The organism is Ideonella sp. sgz306126 (assembly GCF_056032705.1).
This window is the reverse complement of record NZ_JBVYWP010000008.1, coordinates 1-15,159: the sequence shown is the minus strand read 5'-3', so window position 1 is coordinate 15,159 and position 15,159 is coordinate 1. Positions and strand designations below refer to the sequence as shown.

15 protein-coding genes are annotated in these 15,159 nt (G+C 67.7%); 12 read left to right on the top strand and 3 right to left on the bottom strand.

The features are described 5' to 3' along the window. Positions 1–9 precede the first annotated feature (9 nt). The 5 genes from AC0N04_RS17475 (at position 10) to AC0N04_RS17455 (ending at position 7,594) form a co-directional block, all read left to right on the top strand. Positions 10–1,092: a diguanylate cyclase gene (locus tag AC0N04_RS17475; RefSeq protein WP_474283729.1), complete on the top strand. Its 1,083-nt coding sequence runs from the start codon at positions 10–12 to the stop codon at positions 1,090–1,092. A gap of 440 nt (positions 1,093–1,532) precedes the next feature. Next, a complete protein-coding gene (gene yajC / locus AC0N04_RS17470) occupies positions 1,533–1,862 on the top strand; it encodes a preprotein translocase subunit YajC (protein ID WP_474283727.1) in 330 nt (109 codons plus the stop codon). Between the two features lie 89 nt (positions 1,863–1,951). After that, positions 1,952–3,859, top strand: coding sequence for a protein translocase subunit SecD (secD, locus tag AC0N04_RS17465; protein WP_474283725.1), 1,908 nt, complete (start codon positions 1,952–1,954; stop codon positions 3,857–3,859). Positions 3,860–3,884: 25 nt separating this feature from the next. After that, complete coding sequence (gene secF, locus AC0N04_RS17460; RefSeq protein WP_474283723.1) at positions 3,885–4,931, top strand: protein translocase subunit SecF; 1,047 nt, start codon at positions 3,885–3,887, stop codon at positions 4,929–4,931. Positions 4,932–4,966: 35 nt separating this feature from the next. Further along, positions 4,967–7,594: a DUF1631 family protein gene (locus tag AC0N04_RS17455; protein ID WP_474283721.1), complete on the top strand. Its 2,628-nt coding sequence runs from the start codon at positions 4,967–4,969 to the stop codon at positions 7,592–7,594. A 57-nt stretch (positions 7,595–7,651) separates the two neighbouring features. On the opposite strand, the gene AC0N04_RS17450 is transcribed toward AC0N04_RS17455, so the two are convergent. From AC0N04_RS17450 to AC0N04_RS17440, 3 genes are all read right to left on the bottom strand, one after another. Beyond that, on the bottom strand, positions 7,652–8,107 hold the full coding sequence (locus tag AC0N04_RS17450) for a Smg family protein (RefSeq protein ID WP_474283719.1): 456 nt from the start codon (positions 8,105–8,107) through the stop codon (positions 7,652–7,654). A gap of 100 nt (positions 8,108–8,207) precedes the next feature. Continuing rightward, complete coding sequence (gene dprA / locus AC0N04_RS17445; RefSeq protein ID WP_474283717.1) at positions 8,208–9,308, bottom strand: DNA-processing protein DprA; 1,101 nt, start codon at positions 9,306–9,308, stop codon at positions 8,208–8,210. A gap of 40 nt (positions 9,309–9,348) precedes the next feature. Further along, on the bottom strand, positions 9,349–10,503 hold the full coding sequence (locus tag AC0N04_RS17440) for a LysM peptidoglycan-binding domain-containing protein (protein WP_474283715.1): 1,155 nt from the start codon (positions 10,501–10,503) through the stop codon (positions 9,349–9,351). Between the two features lie 264 nt (positions 10,504–10,767). Here AC0N04_RS17440 and def point away from each other — a divergent pair, with 264 nt between their 5' ends. The 7 genes from def to pgk all read left to right on the top strand — a co-directional run. Continuing rightward, complete coding sequence (gene def, locus AC0N04_RS17435) at positions 10,768–11,283, top strand: peptide deformylase (protein ID WP_474283713.1); 516 nt, start codon at positions 10,768–10,770, stop codon at positions 11,281–11,283. A 38-nt stretch (positions 11,284–11,321) separates the two neighbouring features. Further along, complete coding sequence (gene fmt / locus AC0N04_RS17430) at positions 11,322–12,302, top strand: methionyl-tRNA formyltransferase (protein ID WP_474283838.1); 981 nt, start codon at positions 11,322–11,324, stop codon at positions 12,300–12,302. Between the two features lie 61 nt (positions 12,303–12,363). Further along, on the top strand, positions 12,364–13,224 hold the full coding sequence (htpX, locus tag AC0N04_RS17425) for a zinc metalloprotease HtpX (RefSeq protein WP_474283711.1): 861 nt from the start codon (positions 12,364–12,366) through the stop codon (positions 13,222–13,224). Positions 13,225–13,358: 134 nt separating this feature from the next. After that, positions 13,359–13,730, top strand: coding sequence for a hypothetical protein (locus AC0N04_RS17420; protein WP_474283709.1), 372 nt, complete (start codon positions 13,359–13,361; stop codon positions 13,728–13,730). A gap of 59 nt (positions 13,731–13,789) precedes the next feature. Beyond that, positions 13,790–14,518, top strand: a complete 729-nt coding sequence (locus AC0N04_RS17415) for an AzlC family ABC transporter permease (RefSeq protein WP_474283707.1) — start codon at positions 13,790–13,792, stop codon at positions 14,516–14,518. Continuing rightward, positions 14,515–14,844 carry an AzlD domain-containing protein gene (locus AC0N04_RS17410; protein ID WP_474283705.1) on the top strand — a complete coding sequence of 110 codons (330 nt, stop codon included), beginning with the start codon at positions 14,515–14,517 and terminating at the stop codon, positions 14,842–14,844. The genes AC0N04_RS17415 and AC0N04_RS17410 overlap by 4 nt, the downstream gene beginning before the upstream one ends. Before the next feature lie 64 nt (positions 14,845–14,908). Further along, positions 14,909–15,159: phosphoglycerate kinase (gene pgk, locus AC0N04_RS17405; RefSeq protein ID WP_474283703.1), on the top strand; the 251-nt coding region annotated here is incomplete at its 3' end.

Sequence of the window (15,159 nt, the reverse complement as noted above, 5' to 3'; positions counted from 1 at the left end):
ACTTGGACCATGAATCCGACGCAGCAGAGCCTGCTGGAACAAATGGACGTACACGAGTTCGAGATCGAGCGGCGCAAGGAGTTGCTGAACTTCACCGCTCACGACGCCCAACTGCTCGCGGCTTGCCAGGACTTCATCCTGAGCGAGATCGACGCCATCGTCACGACCTTCTATGAAAAGCAGACCAGCGTCTCGGAAATCGCATTGATCATTGGCGATGCCGACACGCTAACGCGCCTGCGCGCGGCGATGGTGCGCTATGTCGAGGATTTGTTTTCCGGCAACTACCATCAAGACTACGTCAACAACCGGCTTCGGATCGGATTGGTGCACAAGCGCATTGGCGTGGCGCCGAAGTACTACCTGTCGGCGATGCGGGTGCTGAAGTCACTGCTGATGGATGCGCTGGCCCGCCATTTGCCAGAGGCAGTTCAGCGTGACGCAACGATGCAGGCGCTGGACAAACTGCTTTACTTCGACAACGAGTTCGTCTTCGACACCTACATCCGCAGCCTGCTGGCCGAGATCGAGGCGGCCAAGGACAAGGCGATCCAGCACGCCCTGAGCCTGGAGCAGAAAGTGGCGGAGCGCACCCGCGAGCTGGAGGAGTTGGCGCGCCGAGATCCGCTGACCGGGCTCTACAACCATCGCTATCTGGTCGAGTCGCTGCGGCGCGAACTGTCTCGCGCCAAGCGGACGGGGCGGCCGGTGGCCTTGGTCTACATCGACGTCGACGACTTCAAGAGGGTCAACGATCGCCACGGCCACCTGGCCGGCGACGATCTGCTGCGTCGCGTTGCACAACTGCTGTCGGGCCAGTGCCGGAGCTACGACCTTGCCTGCCGCTATGGCGGCGACGAGTTCTGCGTGCTGATGCCGGAGACCGACCTGTCCCAAGCCAGAGAGTATGGTGAGCGCTTGCTTGCCATACTGAAGCTGGACGCTGAACTCCCCGGCATCAGCATCGGCGTGGTGCACAGCGGGCCGGAGAGCTGGCTGGACGCCAGCGCGCTGATCGACGCGGCCGACCGATGCATGTACGCCGCCAAGCAAAAGGGCGGCAGCGCGCTGGCGAGCCCGGACGCTGCCTGAAGGCGGGGCGCCCGAGGTGGGGCGTCACCCGGATATTGGCGACGGCGTCGATTTGAGCCTCGCACGGGGTTGGCGGGTAGAATGCCGGCTGTCGAACAAGCAGGGTGCGGGTTCAAGCTGGACAGGCCAGTGAGGATCGGGCGACCGGTGGTGGCGGGAAATCGGGCCAGACTTTTGAAAACGCACGAAATTTCTCGTTGCACAACGTACTGTGCCAAATGACATGGCGCAATTCGGGTGGGCTCTTGACCCCGTCGCAGGTTCAAATCCTTCCCCCGCAACCCGTTTCGATGCAGGCCCTCACCATGTGCGCGTGGTGAGGGCCTGTTTTCGTTGGGGCCGGGCGTTGGGGCTGCTGATCCGGCAAGGCCGCGCTCGCACCTACAATTCCGGCCCGTCGTGCTGACCGCGGCGCGACCGATCTCGAAGAGGAAATTCACGTGTTCATTTCTAACGCTTACGCTCAATCCACCACCGCTGCAGCCCCCGGCGGCCTGGCCGGCCTGATGCAGTTCCTGCCGCTGGTGCTGATGTTCGTGGTGCTGTACTTCATCATGATTCGCCCTCAGATGAAGCGCCAGAAGGAACAGAAGGCGATGATCGACGCGCTGGCCAAAGGCGACGAAGTCGTCATCGGCGGCGGCATCATGGGCAAGATCACCAAGATGGGCGACAGCGTCGTGAGTCTCGAGGTGGCGGCCGGCGTCGAGATCCAGGTGCAGCGCGCGTCGGTGGTTCAGGTGCTGCCCAAGGGCGCGCTGAAGAGCTGAATCGCTGACGATCGCCACTCGCCCGCGGCCGTCCGGCCGCGGCCTCACCGTTTGATGGCGCGGGCCTGGACCGGCTCGCGAATCCGCCCATGAATCGCTACCCCTGGTGGAAATACTTCGTGCTGGCCCTGGCCCTGCTGATCGGCCTGGTCTACACGTTGCCCAACTTCTACGGCGAAGCGCCGGCGGTGCAGATCTCCAGCGCCAAGGCGACGCTGAAGGTCGATGCCGCGATGGTCGACACGGTCCGCACTGCGTTGACCCAGGCCGGGCTGAAGCCGGATTTCGTCCAGTTCGACGGCAATTCGGTCAAGGCGCGGTTCGCGGACACCGATACGCAGCTGAAGGCCAAGGACGCGCTCGGCAAGGCGCTGAACAGCGACGCCAGCGACCCCGGCTACATCATTGCGCTGAACCTGCTGTCGCGATCGCCACCCTGGATGGGCAGCCTGCATGCGCTGCCGATGTACCTGGGCCTGGACCTGCGCGGCGGCGTGCATTTCCTGATGCAGGTGGACATGAAGTCCGCGCTGACCAAGAAGGCCGATGCCCTGGTGGGGGATGTGCGCACCATGCTGCGCGACAAGGACATCCGCCACACCGGCATCAGCCGCGACGGCAATGCCGTGCTGGTGAACTTCCGTGACGACGCCACCCGCGCCGCGGCGGTCGCGCTGCTGACCGACAGCCTGCCCGACGTGCAGTGGACCGCGCTGCCTGCGTCGGTGCCTGGCGGCGACCTGCAACTCAGCGGCAGCCTGAAGCCGGCGGCCGCGGTCAAGGTCCAGGAGGCGGCGATCAAGCAGAACATCACGACGCTGCACAACCGGGTCAACGAGCTCGGCGTCAGCGAGCCGGTGATTCAGCAGCAGGGCCTGGACCGGGTGGTGGTGGAACTGCCTGGCGTGCAGGACACCGCCAAGGCCAAGGACATCATCGGCCGGACGGCCACGCTGGAATTGCGCATGGTGGACGACAGCGCCGAGGCGGCGGCCGCCGCCACCGGCGCCGGTCCGGTGCCGTTCGGCGATGAGCGCTATGTCGAACGGGGCGGCGCCCCGTTGATGGTCAAGCGCCAGGTGATCCTGACTGGCGAAAGCCTGACCGATGCCCAGCCGGGCTTCGACGATCATCAGCAGCCGGCCGTCCATCTGACGGTGGACGCCAAGGGCGCGCGCATCATGCGAGACATCTCGCGCGACAACGTCGGCAAGCGCATGGCGATCCTGTTGTTCGAGAAGGGCAAGGGCGAGGTCGTGACCGCGCCCGTCATTCGCGGCGAGCTGGGTGCGCGTTTCGAGATCTCGGGTCGCATGAGCACGCAGGAGGCCTACGACACGGCCTTGCTGCTGCGCGCCGGATCGCTGGCCGCGCCGATGGAAATCATCGAAGAGCGCACCATCGGCCCGAGCCTGGGCGCCAACAACATTGCCCAGGGTTTCCACAGCGTGACCTACGGCTTTGCGGCCATCGCGGTCTTCATGTGCCTGTACTACATGCTGTTCGGCGTGTTCTCGACGCTGGCGCTGGCGTTCAACCTGTTGATGCTGCTGGCGGTGCTGTCGATGCTGCAGGCCACGCTGACGCTGCCCGGGATCGCCGCCATCGCGCTGGCGCTGGGCATGGCGATCGACTCGAACGTGCTGATCAACGAACGGGTGCGCGAGGAGTTGCGCAACGGCAGTTCCGCGCAGACGGCGATCCATGTCGGCTACGAGCGTGCCTGGGCCACGATCCTGGATTCCAACGTCACCACGCTGATCGCGGGTCTGGCCTTGCTCGCCTTCGGCTCGGGACCGGTGCGCGGCTTCGCCATCGTTCACTGCCTGGGCATCCTGACGTCGATGTTCTCATCGGTGATGTTCTCGCGCGGCTTGGTCAACCTGTGGTACGGACGGCAGAAGAAGCTCAAGTCGGTGGCCATCGGCCAGGTCTGGCGGCCGGAGGCCGCCGGCACGGCGCTGAGCCCTAAAACCAACGGCGCCGACAAGGCCTGACGCCCGGACATCGAGAGGCAATCCCATGGAATTCTTCAGAATCCGGCGCGACATTCCGTTCATGCGCCACGCGCTGGTGTTCAACGTCATCTCGGCGCTGACCTTCGTCGCGGCCGTCTTTTTCCTGGTCACGCGCGGCCTTCACCTGTCGATCGAATTCACCGGCGGCACGGTGCTGGAAGTGCAATACGCGCAGGCACCCGACTTGGCCAAGACGCGCAGCGTGGTCGACGCGATGGGCCTGGGCGACGCCCAGGTGCAGACCTTCGGCACCTCGCGCGACGTGATGATCCGCCTGCCGGCCAAGCGCGACGCCAAGCAGGCCGACCTGTCGGCCCAGTCGTTGAGCGTGTTCACCCAGCTGTGCAAGGCCGAGGCGGGCAACGTCGGGACGCGTCAGGACATCACGCCGCAGGGCGAACAGGTCAGTCGACCGGCCTGTACCGCGGCCGGCGTCGAGCCGCTCAAGCTGTCGAGCACCGAATACGTGGGCCCGTCGGTGGGCGACGAACTGGCGCAGAACGGCGCGAAGGCGCTGCTGTTCGTCGTGCTGGGCATCATGGCTTACCTGGCGCTGCGGTTCGAGTGGAAATTCTCGGTCGCGGCGATCATCGCCAACCTGCACGACGTGGTCATCATTCTCGGCTTCTTCGCCTTCTTCCAGTGGGAGTTCTCGCTCTCCGTGCTGGCGGCCGTGCTGGCGGTGTTGGGCTACTCGGTCAACGAATCTGTCGTGATCTTTGATCGGATCCGTGAAGCCTTCCGCAAATACCGGAAGTTGACGACGCCGCAGGTGATCGACCACGCGATCACCTCGACGATGAGCCGCACCGTCATCACGCACGGATGCACCCAGATGATGGTGTTGTCGATGTTGTTGTTTGGCGGCCCGACGCTGCACTATTTCGCCGTCGCGCTGACCATTGGCATCTTGTTCGGCATTTATTCATCGGTCTTCGTGGCCGCGGCGATTGCGATGTGGTTGGGCGTGAAGCGCGAAGACCTGCTGAAGTCGGGTCCGGCATCGAAGGAAAGCGATCCCAACGATCCCAATGCCGGCGCAGTCGTGTAGTAGAGTGCAAAAGTGATGACCTCTGCACGCTGCTCATGGCTGCTAGCGCCGACCACGCGAACCTGATCGATCAGGCGCGGCATCTGTTCGCCGACGTCTTCCTGCGCGATCTGCAGGCGATGCTGGACGCGGTGATGGAAGGCGCGCATGACCTGGCCGAACAACCGGCGGAGCGGGCGCTGGCGCAGAAGCGCGCAGACGTCGTCCAGGGCCTGCATCGCAACGGCTCGGCCTGGCTGCCGAATCTGTCCGACTTGGTGCATGCCCAGGTCACCCCCCTGGACGAGCTCGACAGCAAGTCCAGCGCGCTGGTCGCGAAGATGCAGGCGCCCAAGGATCTGACCTTGGTCGACGACGCCACCATCCAACGCGAAATCGTGATCTCGCGGATCGCTCTGGCGATCCTGGACCGCGCGTCATGGGAGCTGACCGACCTGCGGGCCAGGGTGATGCAGTACAGCCAGCGACCCGACCTTGCCGACGACGATCTGTTTCGTCCGCAGTCACTGGCGCGATGCCTGATCGATGCCTGGCTGGCCGCGGGCCTGAGCGCCGACGCATGGCAGGCGATGGAGCAGGTGTTGCACAAGGCGGTGGCTCGGCGGGCCGAAGAGGCTTACCACGAGGCCAACCGCTGGCTGGTCGAGCACGGGGTGATGCCAGAGGTGGATTTGCGCACCTTCATTCGCCGTACCGATGGCAGTTCGACCCAATCCGCCACGCTGGATGAGGGGGGCGTCGAAAGCAAGCCGGCGGCGCTGCCCAGGGGCGGCTCCGAAGAGGCCGCGCCGCCGGCCTGGCGTCGGCTGTTCTCGGATGCCGCCAGTGATCCGCAAAGCCTCTCCCGACCCGGTGAAGCGACCGGTGGGGGCCGGCCCGGCGCGGCAGGCGGCGGCGGACAAGTCGGCGGCGGCTGGCCCGGATCCGGCGGCGGCACAGGACGAGCGGACTCCCGCGGCGCATCGTCGGGTTCTGGTTCTGGCGGCGGCGGCGGTGGTGGCGGCGGTGGTGGCGGCGGCGGCGGCGGCGGGTCACCAGGTTCCGGAACGGCAGGCGAGCCTGTCGGCGGTCAGGCGGGCGCTGCGTGGAGCACCCGCGCCGGCGGCATCACCGGGTACCAGCGCGGCTATGACGAGGAAACCCGTTTGCTGACCCGGCCGGCGCGGCACGCGCCGATGTCGGCCGATGTGGTGCTGGAACAGTTCGGCGACATCATGGATCGCCATCTCCCCGGCTTTCGCGACACGGGCCAGGCGCGGCCGGCGTCCGAGAAGCTGTCCCAGGCCATGGCGCGGGCCCAACAGCAGTTGGTGGCTCAAGTCGAGGCCAGCGAGGTCCCTGCAGCAGACGGCGGCGCCGCGGCTGAAATCAGCCCGGCCCAGGTGCTGCGTGATCTGCGTGAGCGTCAACAGGCCCTCAAGCAGGCGGCGTCCACGCCGGCCGAGCGGGCGACGATCGAACTGGTGGCCCTGCTGTTCCAGAGCATCTTGTCGGACGAACGGGTGCCCGCCACGGTGCGCGTGTGGTTCGCCCGCCTGCAGATGCCGACCTTGCGCGTGGCGGTGGCGGAGCCCGACTTTTTTTCCAGCGAGGATCATCCGGCCCGCCGCCTGATCGACCGCATGGGCGCCTGCGTGATGGGCTTCGAAGGCCACGTGGAAATGGTCGGTGCGCCGCTGGAGGCCGAGATCAAGCGCATCGTGCAGGTCGTCGAGGCCTTTCCCGACACCGGGCGTCGGGTGTTCCAGACCGTGCTCAACGAGTTCGAGAAATTCCTCGAAAAGTACTACGCGGACCAGAGCGATACGACCCGCATGGGCATCTCGTTGGCCCAGCAGGTGGAGCAACGCGAAACCCTGGCGATCCAGTTCACGATCGAGTTGCGCAAGCTGCTCAACGACGTGCCGGTGCAGGATGGCGTGAGGGATTTTCTCTTCCATATCTGGGCCGACGTGCTGGCCACCACCGCCGTGCGCCATGGCGCACAAAGTGCCGAGGTGCGCGCGGTGCGCGAGGCCGCGACCGAGCTGCTGTGGACGGCCAGCGCCAAGACGACCCGTGAAGAGCGCGCCGAGGTGATTCGCCGCCTGCCGCCCTTGCTGGCCACCTTGCGTCAGGGCATGGGCACCGCGGGCATGACGCCGAAGCACCAGCAGGAGGCCATCCAGGCCCTCAATCTCGCGCTCACGGCCGCCTTCGGCGCCCGCAGTTCGACCGTCAGCGACGAACAGCTCGAGAGCCTGAAGCGCCGCCTCGAGACGATCGAGGAACTGATCCCGGACGACGATTTCGAAATCGACGATACCTGGGTGCTCGACGAAGCCAGCCACAGCCAGGATGGGCTCGAAGTGGTGTCGGATGGCGGCTCGATGCCCGGACCGGCGATGCTGGCGTGGGCTGCCGAGCTCAGGTTGGGCGACGCGTTCACGCTCGAATACCGGGGCCGCCACGATGTCGTGCGTCTGGTCTGGCAGGGCATGCACAAACAACTGTCGCTGTTCAATACCAGCGGCGGGCGTTGCGTGCTGTTCCAGAAGGCGAGATTGGCGGCGTTCCTGCAAGCGGGCTTGCTGCTGCCGGTTCAGGACGAGGCCTTGACGGTCACCGCCACCCGCGACGCGATGAGGAAGATCGAAGCCGATCCGTCGCGCCTGCTGCACTGAGCCAGGATCTCCGTCGGGCGGCAGGGCGTCGTGCCGCGGCCTCGGGCCTTGCGCGACTCAATGGATCAGGCGGTCTTCCGGCGCGACGAAGAGTTCGTCAAGAATCAGCGCGTCGGGTTCCTCGCCCCGGCTCCAGAACACCATCAGCACGATGATCTTCAGGTCGTCCAGGTCCAGCGGGCCCGGGCCGGCGGCCACGGCGCGGTCGATCACCATTTCCCGCATGGCGGGAGGCAGCACGCCGGCCGATTCGAGGAAGCAGATGAAGCCGATCGACTCCTCGCCGAGCAGTTCCTGCTCCTGGCGCAGGTAGATGCGCTGGCTCAGAGCCTGCTGGGGCGCAACCTCGACCGCATCGGCACGGCCCGTCAGTCCGTCCAGCCAATGCAGGGCCTCCTGGATTTCATCGGTCTCGAAACCGACCGCCGACAGCTTTCGGGTCAGCAAATCGTGATCCGGGCACGCATCAGGCCGCCAGTAGTTTTCGTACAGGTAGACCAGCACATCGAACATGGGTTGACTATAGCTCAGGGCCGCCGACCCCGCCGTCCGATCAGCCGGCCCGCCCCGTTCAGATCGCGGCTTCTCGGCGGGCCGTTCTGTGGCAGCCGCCTCAGGCGGTGCCGCGGCGTTGAAACAGCCCGCCGGGCAAGCGCGCCACCCGCCCCTCCAGTTCCAGGTCCAGGAGCTTGGCCTGCAGTTCGGCGGCCGGCCAGCCACAGCGGGCGATCAGTGCATCCAGGGTCACCGGGGCATATCCGAGCGCATCGAGCAGGGCTTGAGGTGCGTCGGCCGACGCCTCGGAGCGGCCGGTCTGGGTGGCGACGGGTGTCGGCCAGCGCAATTCCTGAAGGATGTCGTCGGCCGTCTCGACCAGCTTGGCCCCCTGCTGGATCAGGCGATGGCAGCCGCGCGACTGGGGCGCGTGGATCGAGCCGGGGATCGCAAAGACCTCGCGTCCACCCTCCGCCGCCAGGCGGGCCGTGATCAGCGAGCCCGATTGCAGCGCCGCTTCGACCACCAGGGTGCCGAGCGACAGCCCGGCGATGAGCCGGTTGCGGCGCGGAAAGTTGTTCGCCAGCGGCGGCGTTCCCAAGCTGAACTCGCTGATCAGCAAACCCTGCTCGGCGATGCGACGTGCCAAGGCCTCATGGCGCTTCGGATAGACCTGGTCCAATCCGGTGCCCACCACGGCGATGGTGCTGCCAGGGCCTTCGAGCGCGCCGTCATGAGCGGCGCCATCGATGCCCAGCGCCAGACCCGAGACGATGGTCAGGCCGTCCCGGCTGAGGTGGGCCGCGAAGGCACGTGCCGTATCGCAGCCTTGGGCGCTGGCGTTGCGGCTGCCGACGATGGCCAGCGAGCGGGCACCCAGGAGGTCGATGCGGCCATGGGCATACAGCAACGGGGGCGGATCGGCGAGGTTCAGCAGGGCCGCCGGGTACTCGGCATCGCCCCAGCACACGACGCGGCGCGCCGGGCTGCCGGCCAGCCAGTCCCGTGTTCGCCGATGCAGGTCGCCGATCCCGGGCGATGCCTCCATCAGGCCGCGGACCGCCGCACTGCCTGCCACTTCGCGCCACGAGGCCGGGTTGGCCGCCAGCACGGCCTCCGGCGATCCGAAAGCCGCCAGCAGGCGGCGCACCGTGTCGATGCCGACCCCCGGCGCCTCGGTCAGTCGCAACCAGGACAACAGTTCGTCGTCAGTCACCATGCGCCACCCTGCAGCGAAAGGAACGCGCCGCGGCGGGCGTTCAGGGCTGGGTGACGATGTCGCCCGGCCCGATCGGCTGCAAGGTGCTCAGGATCAGGCCGTACGAGACCCGATCAAAGACGCGGAACACGAAGACCAGGCCGACTCGCTCGTCCGGCAACACCAGTGCGGCGTGATCGCCGGTGGTGGTGTCGGTCTTGTGCGCGCCGGCATGCCACAGCGCCAGCACGTTGCCCCGCTCGATGCCGTCGTGGGCGCCGCGGTTGAGCGACACGATCTGGTTCTGGCCGGCGTTCATGCTGTCGCCATAGACCGAAACCACCTGTCCCTTCATTGCCTCCTTCGGCGCATGGGGCGCAAAGGCTTCGTAGTCGTGCGGCGGCAGCGGCGCCAGCAAGTCGCCCGGCATCGCCTCCTCGCGCAACTGCGTGATGGTGAACGTGGACGGAACGATCTCCGCCTTGCCGTCGGCACCGGTGCGCTGTTCACCCAGGCGCTTGAGCTCGGCCGTGCCCACGTTGCGTGCTTCGTAGCCCAGCACCTCGCCGGTGGCCGGGTCCTTCAGCGGCTTGGGTTCTCGGAACAACTGCCAAGTGTGCGCCTTGCTGACGTCGCCGCGCACGTAGGCGGTCTCGCCGCGGGCCAGCATGATCCGCCCTTCCTGGGTGGCCACGATGCGGGGCGCCTGAGCCAGCGCATTGGTGTCGAAGACCACCGCATCGTTCAGGAACGGGCCGATCAAATTCATCGGGATCGACGCGATCGCGCTGTCGCCCAGCGCCTCCTCGCGGATCCGCGGCTCCAGCTTTTCGGTGCCGCCCCCGACCGGCTTGGCCAGCACCAGCCGGGCCCGGCCATTCGATTTTTCGAGATACAGGATCTGCCCTGGATAGATCAGGTGCGGGTTGCGGATCTGCTGCAGGTTCATGCCCCACAGCTCGGGCCAGCGCCAGGGGCTCTTGAGGTACAGCTTCGAGATGTCCCACAGCGTGTCATGGCGCTTGACCGTGTAGCTGTCCGGTGCGTTCGGCGCCAGGTCCGACAACGTCACGCCGGCCGAGGCCACTTCCTGCGCCGTGCTGCGCTGCTCCGGGGTGACCGGCCAGGAGGTGGCCTGTGCCGGGCCGCAGGCCGCGGCAAGCACCAGTGTGAAGGCGCTCAAGGCAGCAGGGGAAGGGCGAAGGTGTCGGCTCATGGTTGGACTCTCCCGGGCGATGAGCCGGAAATCGGTGACGGTGCAACAATTCCGGGTGAGGGTAGCCCGACAGCCGCAACTGGCCGACGACCTGCCCCTCCCTCTGAAATGCTAAGAAAGCTCCGCAAATTCTGCCTCTAAAGCCTTGATGCCGCAACGAATTGACGCTTGGCGGCACTGCCGGAACCCTGTCGTTGCCGCCCTGGCTGTTGTGTGCTGTCAACACGCGGACGCCTGATTGTCGACTCATTTGCTGCCCGTTCCATGGCCTTGCTTTCCATCCTGCGCTACCCCGATCCCCGATTGCACACCGTCGCCCAGCCGGTTTCCGAGGTCGATGCCGTCGTGCGTCGCCTCGTCGACGACATGCTGGACACCATGTACGAGGCCGAGGGGGTGGGCCTGGCAGCGACCCAGGTCAACGTGCACCGGCGCGTGGTCGTCATCGACACCTCGGAAGGGCGGGACCAGCCGAAGGTGCTGATCAATCCCGAGTTGATCGCCGTCAGCGAGGAGATGGCCGTGGCCGAGGAGGGCTGCCTGTCGGTGCCCACGATTTACGACGAGGTGACGCGCCATGCCCGCGTCACCGTGCGCGCGCTGGGGCGCGATGGCCAGCCTTACGAATTCGAGGCCGACGGGCTGACGGCCGTGTGCGTCCAGCACGAGATGGACCATCTGCTGGGCAAGGTGTTCGTCGAATACCTCAGTCCGCTCAAGCGCGAGCGCATCCGCACCAAGATGCTCAAGAAGTCACGCGACGAGCAGAAGGGACGCTGACGTCCATGCCGCACGCCGTGTCGACCGATGCCCCCGGCCTGCGCGTCGGCTTTGCCGGCACGCCGGAGTTTGCCGCCGCCGCCCTGCAAGCCGTGGCCGACGCCGGCTTCACCGTGCCGCTGGTGCTGACCCAGCCCGACCGGCCCGCCGGCCGCGGCATGAAGCTCGGCGCCTCGCCCGTCAAGGCGCTGGCGCAGCGACACGCCATGCCGGTGATGCAGCCCCGCAGCTTGCGGCTGGACGGCAAGTTCCCGGACGACGCGCAGTCGGCCCGGCACGCGTTGGCAGATGCCCGCCTGGACGTGCTGGTGGTGGCGGCCTATGGGCTGATCCTGCCGCGCTGGGTGCTGTCGCTGCCCCGGTTCGGCTGCTTGAACATTCACGCGTCGTTGCTGCCGCGCTGGCGCGGTGCGGCGCCCATCCACCGGGCGATCGAAGCCGGTGACGCTGCCACCGGCATCACGCTGATGCAGATGGACGAAGGCCTGGACACCGGCGCGATGCTGGCGGTGCAGGCCGAGGCGATCCGTGCCGACGACACCACGGCCACGCTGCACGACCGCCTGGCCGCGCTGGGCGCGCGGATGATCGTCGCGGCCTTGCGTTCGCTGGCCGAGGGAGCGCCCTTGCCGGCGACGCCGCAGCCGGCGCAAGGCATCTCCTATGCGCACAAGATCGAGAAGGCCGAAAGCCTCATCGACTGGGCCTGGCCGGCCGACCTGATCGAACGCAGGGTGCGCGCGTTCGACCCGTTTCCCGGCGCCAGTTTCGTGTGCGGCGGCGAGACCGTGAAGCTGTGGCAGGCCCAGGTCCGCGCGCCGTCGGCCGCGGCGGCGCCCGGCACGGTGCTCGAGGCCAGCGCCGACCGCCTCAGCGTGGCCTGCGGCCGCGGCGTGCTGGACCTGCTGCAGTTGCAGCGTCCGGGCGGGCGTCGGCTGCCGGTGTCGGCCTTCCTGCAGGCGCATCCCGGTCTGGCCGGACAGGTGCTGGCCGGCCGGGAAGGCGGCCCGTCGGCTTGAAACGGCGGTCTGCGCCCGCATCTGACAGGCCATTCGCCACGCTCGACAAGGAACGTCTGCCATGTTCAACCTGATGAAGACCGCCATCCTGATGGCGGCCATCACCGCCTTGTTCATGACCCTGGGCCGCCTGATGGGTGGCCAGCAGGGCATGCTGCTGGCGCTGCTGGTGGCGCTGGGGATGAATTTCTTCAGCTACTGGTTCTCGGACAAGATGGTCTTGCGCATGTACAGCGCGCAGGAGGTCGATGCCAGCAGCGCGCCGCAGTTCTACCGGTTGGTGCAGGATCTTTCGCAGAAGGCCGGCCTGCCGATGCCGCGGGTCTATCTGATCGACGAGGACGCACCCAACGCCTTCGCCACCGGCCGCAACCCGGCACACGCGGCCGTGGCGGCCACCACCGGCATCCTGCGTGCGCTCAGCGAGCGCGAACTGCGCGGGGTGATGGCACACGAACTGGCGCACGTGAAGCACCGCGACATCCTGATCTCCACCATCAGCGCGACGATGGCTGGCGCGATCGCGATGCTGGGCAACTTCGCGATGATCTTCGGCGGTCGCGACGAGGAAGGCCGGCCGGTCAACCCGATCGTTTCGATCCTGGTGATGATGCTGGCACCGCTGGCCGCCAGCGTGATCCAGATGGCGATCAGCCGCGCGCGCGAGTTCGAGGCCGACCGCGGCGGTGCCGACATCTCGGGCGACCCGGCGGCGCTGGCCTCCGCCCTGCGCAAGATCGAGCGCCTGGCGCAGGGTCTGCCGCTGGAGGCGGCCGAGCGCCATCCGGAGACGGCCCAGATGATGATCATGAACCCGCTGTCGGCGGGGGGCTTGCGCGGCCTGTTCTCGACCCACCCGCCGACCGAGGAGCGGGTCGACCGCCTGCTGGACATGGCGCGCGCGGCCGGCACTGCCGCCTGAGCCGGACGACGGGGCGGCCCTCGGGTCCGGTGCGGCCGGCACCGCCTGGCCTGCGTCGGTTTCCGGGCGGCCGGGGCTCAAGCTTCGGGCCGAATGGCCGATAGTCCGGTCACTGACTCTCAAACCCTGCTGCCATGCGCCGTCTGTTGCCTCTTCTCGTGTTGACGAGCCTCCTGCTCGGCGGCTGCGACATGCTGGGCATCGAGTCGGCCTCCGTGATCGCGGGGCGACGCGAGGCCGACGGCAAGGCCGTCGGCGCGGGCTGCCGCCATGCGGCGCGCGCGCTGGAAGACTGCTATGCGTTGAACAAGCGGGTCGACAAGGCCGCCATCTATGCAGGCTGGCGCGAGATGGACGACTACATGCGCGAGAACAAGATCGACGCCGTGGCGCCCGAACTCAACCCGGAACACCCTGCCGCAGCTGCCTCGGCGAGCGACGGCACCGCCACCAGCGCGGCGGCCGACGCCGCGGGCAACGCCAGCCACGACAAGGCGGGCGGCTGAACGCCCACGGCCGACGCATCGGCCCGGCGCCGACCGTGCCGCCATAGGACAATGGCGGCATGTCTTCTTCTTCGCCCCTGTGGCGCCACCCGGAATTCGGCCGCGGCGCCCGTGACATTGCCGGCATCGCGCCGGGCATGGGGGCCTGGGGCCTGGTGACCGGCGTGGCGATCGTCAAGGGCGGCTTGAGCGTTCCGCTGGCGGTGCTGATGTCGGTGCTGGTCTATGCCGGCAGCGCCCAACTCGCGGCGGTGCCGCTGATCGCGGCGGGGGCGCCGATCTGGGTCATCCTGGCGGCCGCGGCCTGCGTCAACCTGCGCTTCGTGATCTTCAGCGCCGGGCTGCGGCCCTACTTCGGCCACCTGCCGCGCGTGCGGCGCCTGCTGCTGGGCTACTTCAGCGGCGACCTGAACTACGTCTGCTTCGTTCGGCGCTTTCCGGACCCCACGCCGTCGCCCGCGCAACAACCTTATTTCTGGGGCGGCGTGGCGGTCAACTGGCTCACCTGGCAGGCGATGTCGCTGGTGGGCATCGCCCTGGCCAACGTCATTCCGAGCCGCTGGGGCCTGGGCTTCGCCGGCACGCTGGCGCTGCTGGGCCTGGTCGGTTCGCTGCTGGCCGACCGCGCCACCTGGGTCACTGCGCTGGTGGCCGCGTGTGCCTCGGTGGCGGCTTACGCGCTGCCCTTGAAGCTCAACATCGTGGTGGCGATCGCGGCGGCGCTGGCCCTGGGCGCCCTGATGGACCACCTGGCGCCGCCGCGGCGCCCCGTCGGAGCCGGCTCGTGAGCACCTCGCTGACGGTGATCGCCATCCTGGGCCTGACCGCCCTGACCGTGCTGACCCGCGCCTTCTTTCTCCTGCCCGAACGCGAGTGGCCGATTCCCGCCTGGCTGCGCGAGGCGCTGCGCCACGCTCCGCTGGCCGCGCTGATCGCCGTCACCGTGCCCGACATCGTGCTGACCGACGGCCACCTGATCCACACCTGGCGCGACGCCCGCCTGTACGCCACGGCGGCCGGCGCGCTGTGGTACTGGCGCCGCCGCGGCATCCTCGGCACCATCGTCTGCGGCACGGCGGTGCTGCTGGCGCTGCGCCTGGGGCTGGGCTGGTGAGCCGGCCCGCGGCACAGGACGGCATTCCTTCACCCTGTACTCATCGATCCAACGAGTCCACCTCATGAACGTCATCCGCTTCTCCGATCTCGTCGCCCAGGGCCGTGTCCAGGGCCAACGCGTCTTCATCCGTGCCGACCTGAACGTGCCGCAGGACGATGCGGGCCGCATCACCGAAGACACCCGCATCCGCGCCTCGGTGCCCTGCATCGAGATGGCGCTGAAGGCCGGCGCGGCGGTGATGGTCACCTCGCACCTGGGCCGCCCGACCGAGGGCGAGTTCAAGCCCGCCGATTCGCTGGCGCCGGTCGCCCG

Bases quoted from the DNA above. Each gene is read 5' to 3' on its own strand.
- AC0N04_RS17475 (WP_474283729.1), top strand. From the start codon at position 10: ATGAATCCGACGCAGCAGAGCCTGCTGGAACAAATGGACGTACACGAG.
- secD (WP_474283725.1), top strand. From the start codon at position 1,952: ATGAATCGCTACCCCTGGTGGAAATACTTCGTGCTGGCCCTGGCCCTG.
- secF (WP_474283723.1), top strand. From the start codon at position 3,885: ATGGAATTCTTCAGAATCCGGCGCGACATTCCGTTCATGCGCCACGCG.
- AC0N04_RS17455 (WP_474283721.1), top strand. From the start codon at position 4,967: ATGGCTGCTAGCGCCGACCACGCGAACCTGATCGATCAGGCGCGGCAT.
- AC0N04_RS17450 (WP_474283719.1), bottom strand. From the start codon at position 8,107: ATGTTCGATGTGCTGGTCTACCTGTACGAAAACTACTGGCGGCCTGAT.
- dprA (WP_474283717.1), bottom strand. From the start codon at position 9,308: ATGGTGACTGACGACGAACTGTTGTCCTGGTTGCGACTGACCGAGGCG.
- AC0N04_RS17440 (WP_474283715.1), bottom strand. From the start codon at position 10,503: ATGAGCCGACACCTTCGCCCTTCCCCTGCTGCCTTGAGCGCCTTCACA.
- def (WP_474283713.1), top strand. From the start codon at position 10,768: ATGGCCTTGCTTTCCATCCTGCGCTACCCCGATCCCCGATTGCACACC.
- htpX (WP_474283711.1), top strand. From the start codon at position 12,364: ATGTTCAACCTGATGAAGACCGCCATCCTGATGGCGGCCATCACCGCC.
- AC0N04_RS17420 (WP_474283709.1), top strand. From the start codon at position 13,359: ATGCGCCGTCTGTTGCCTCTTCTCGTGTTGACGAGCCTCCTGCTCGGC.
- AC0N04_RS17415 (WP_474283707.1), top strand. From the start codon at position 13,790: ATGTCTTCTTCTTCGCCCCTGTGGCGCCACCCGGAATTCGGCCGCGGC.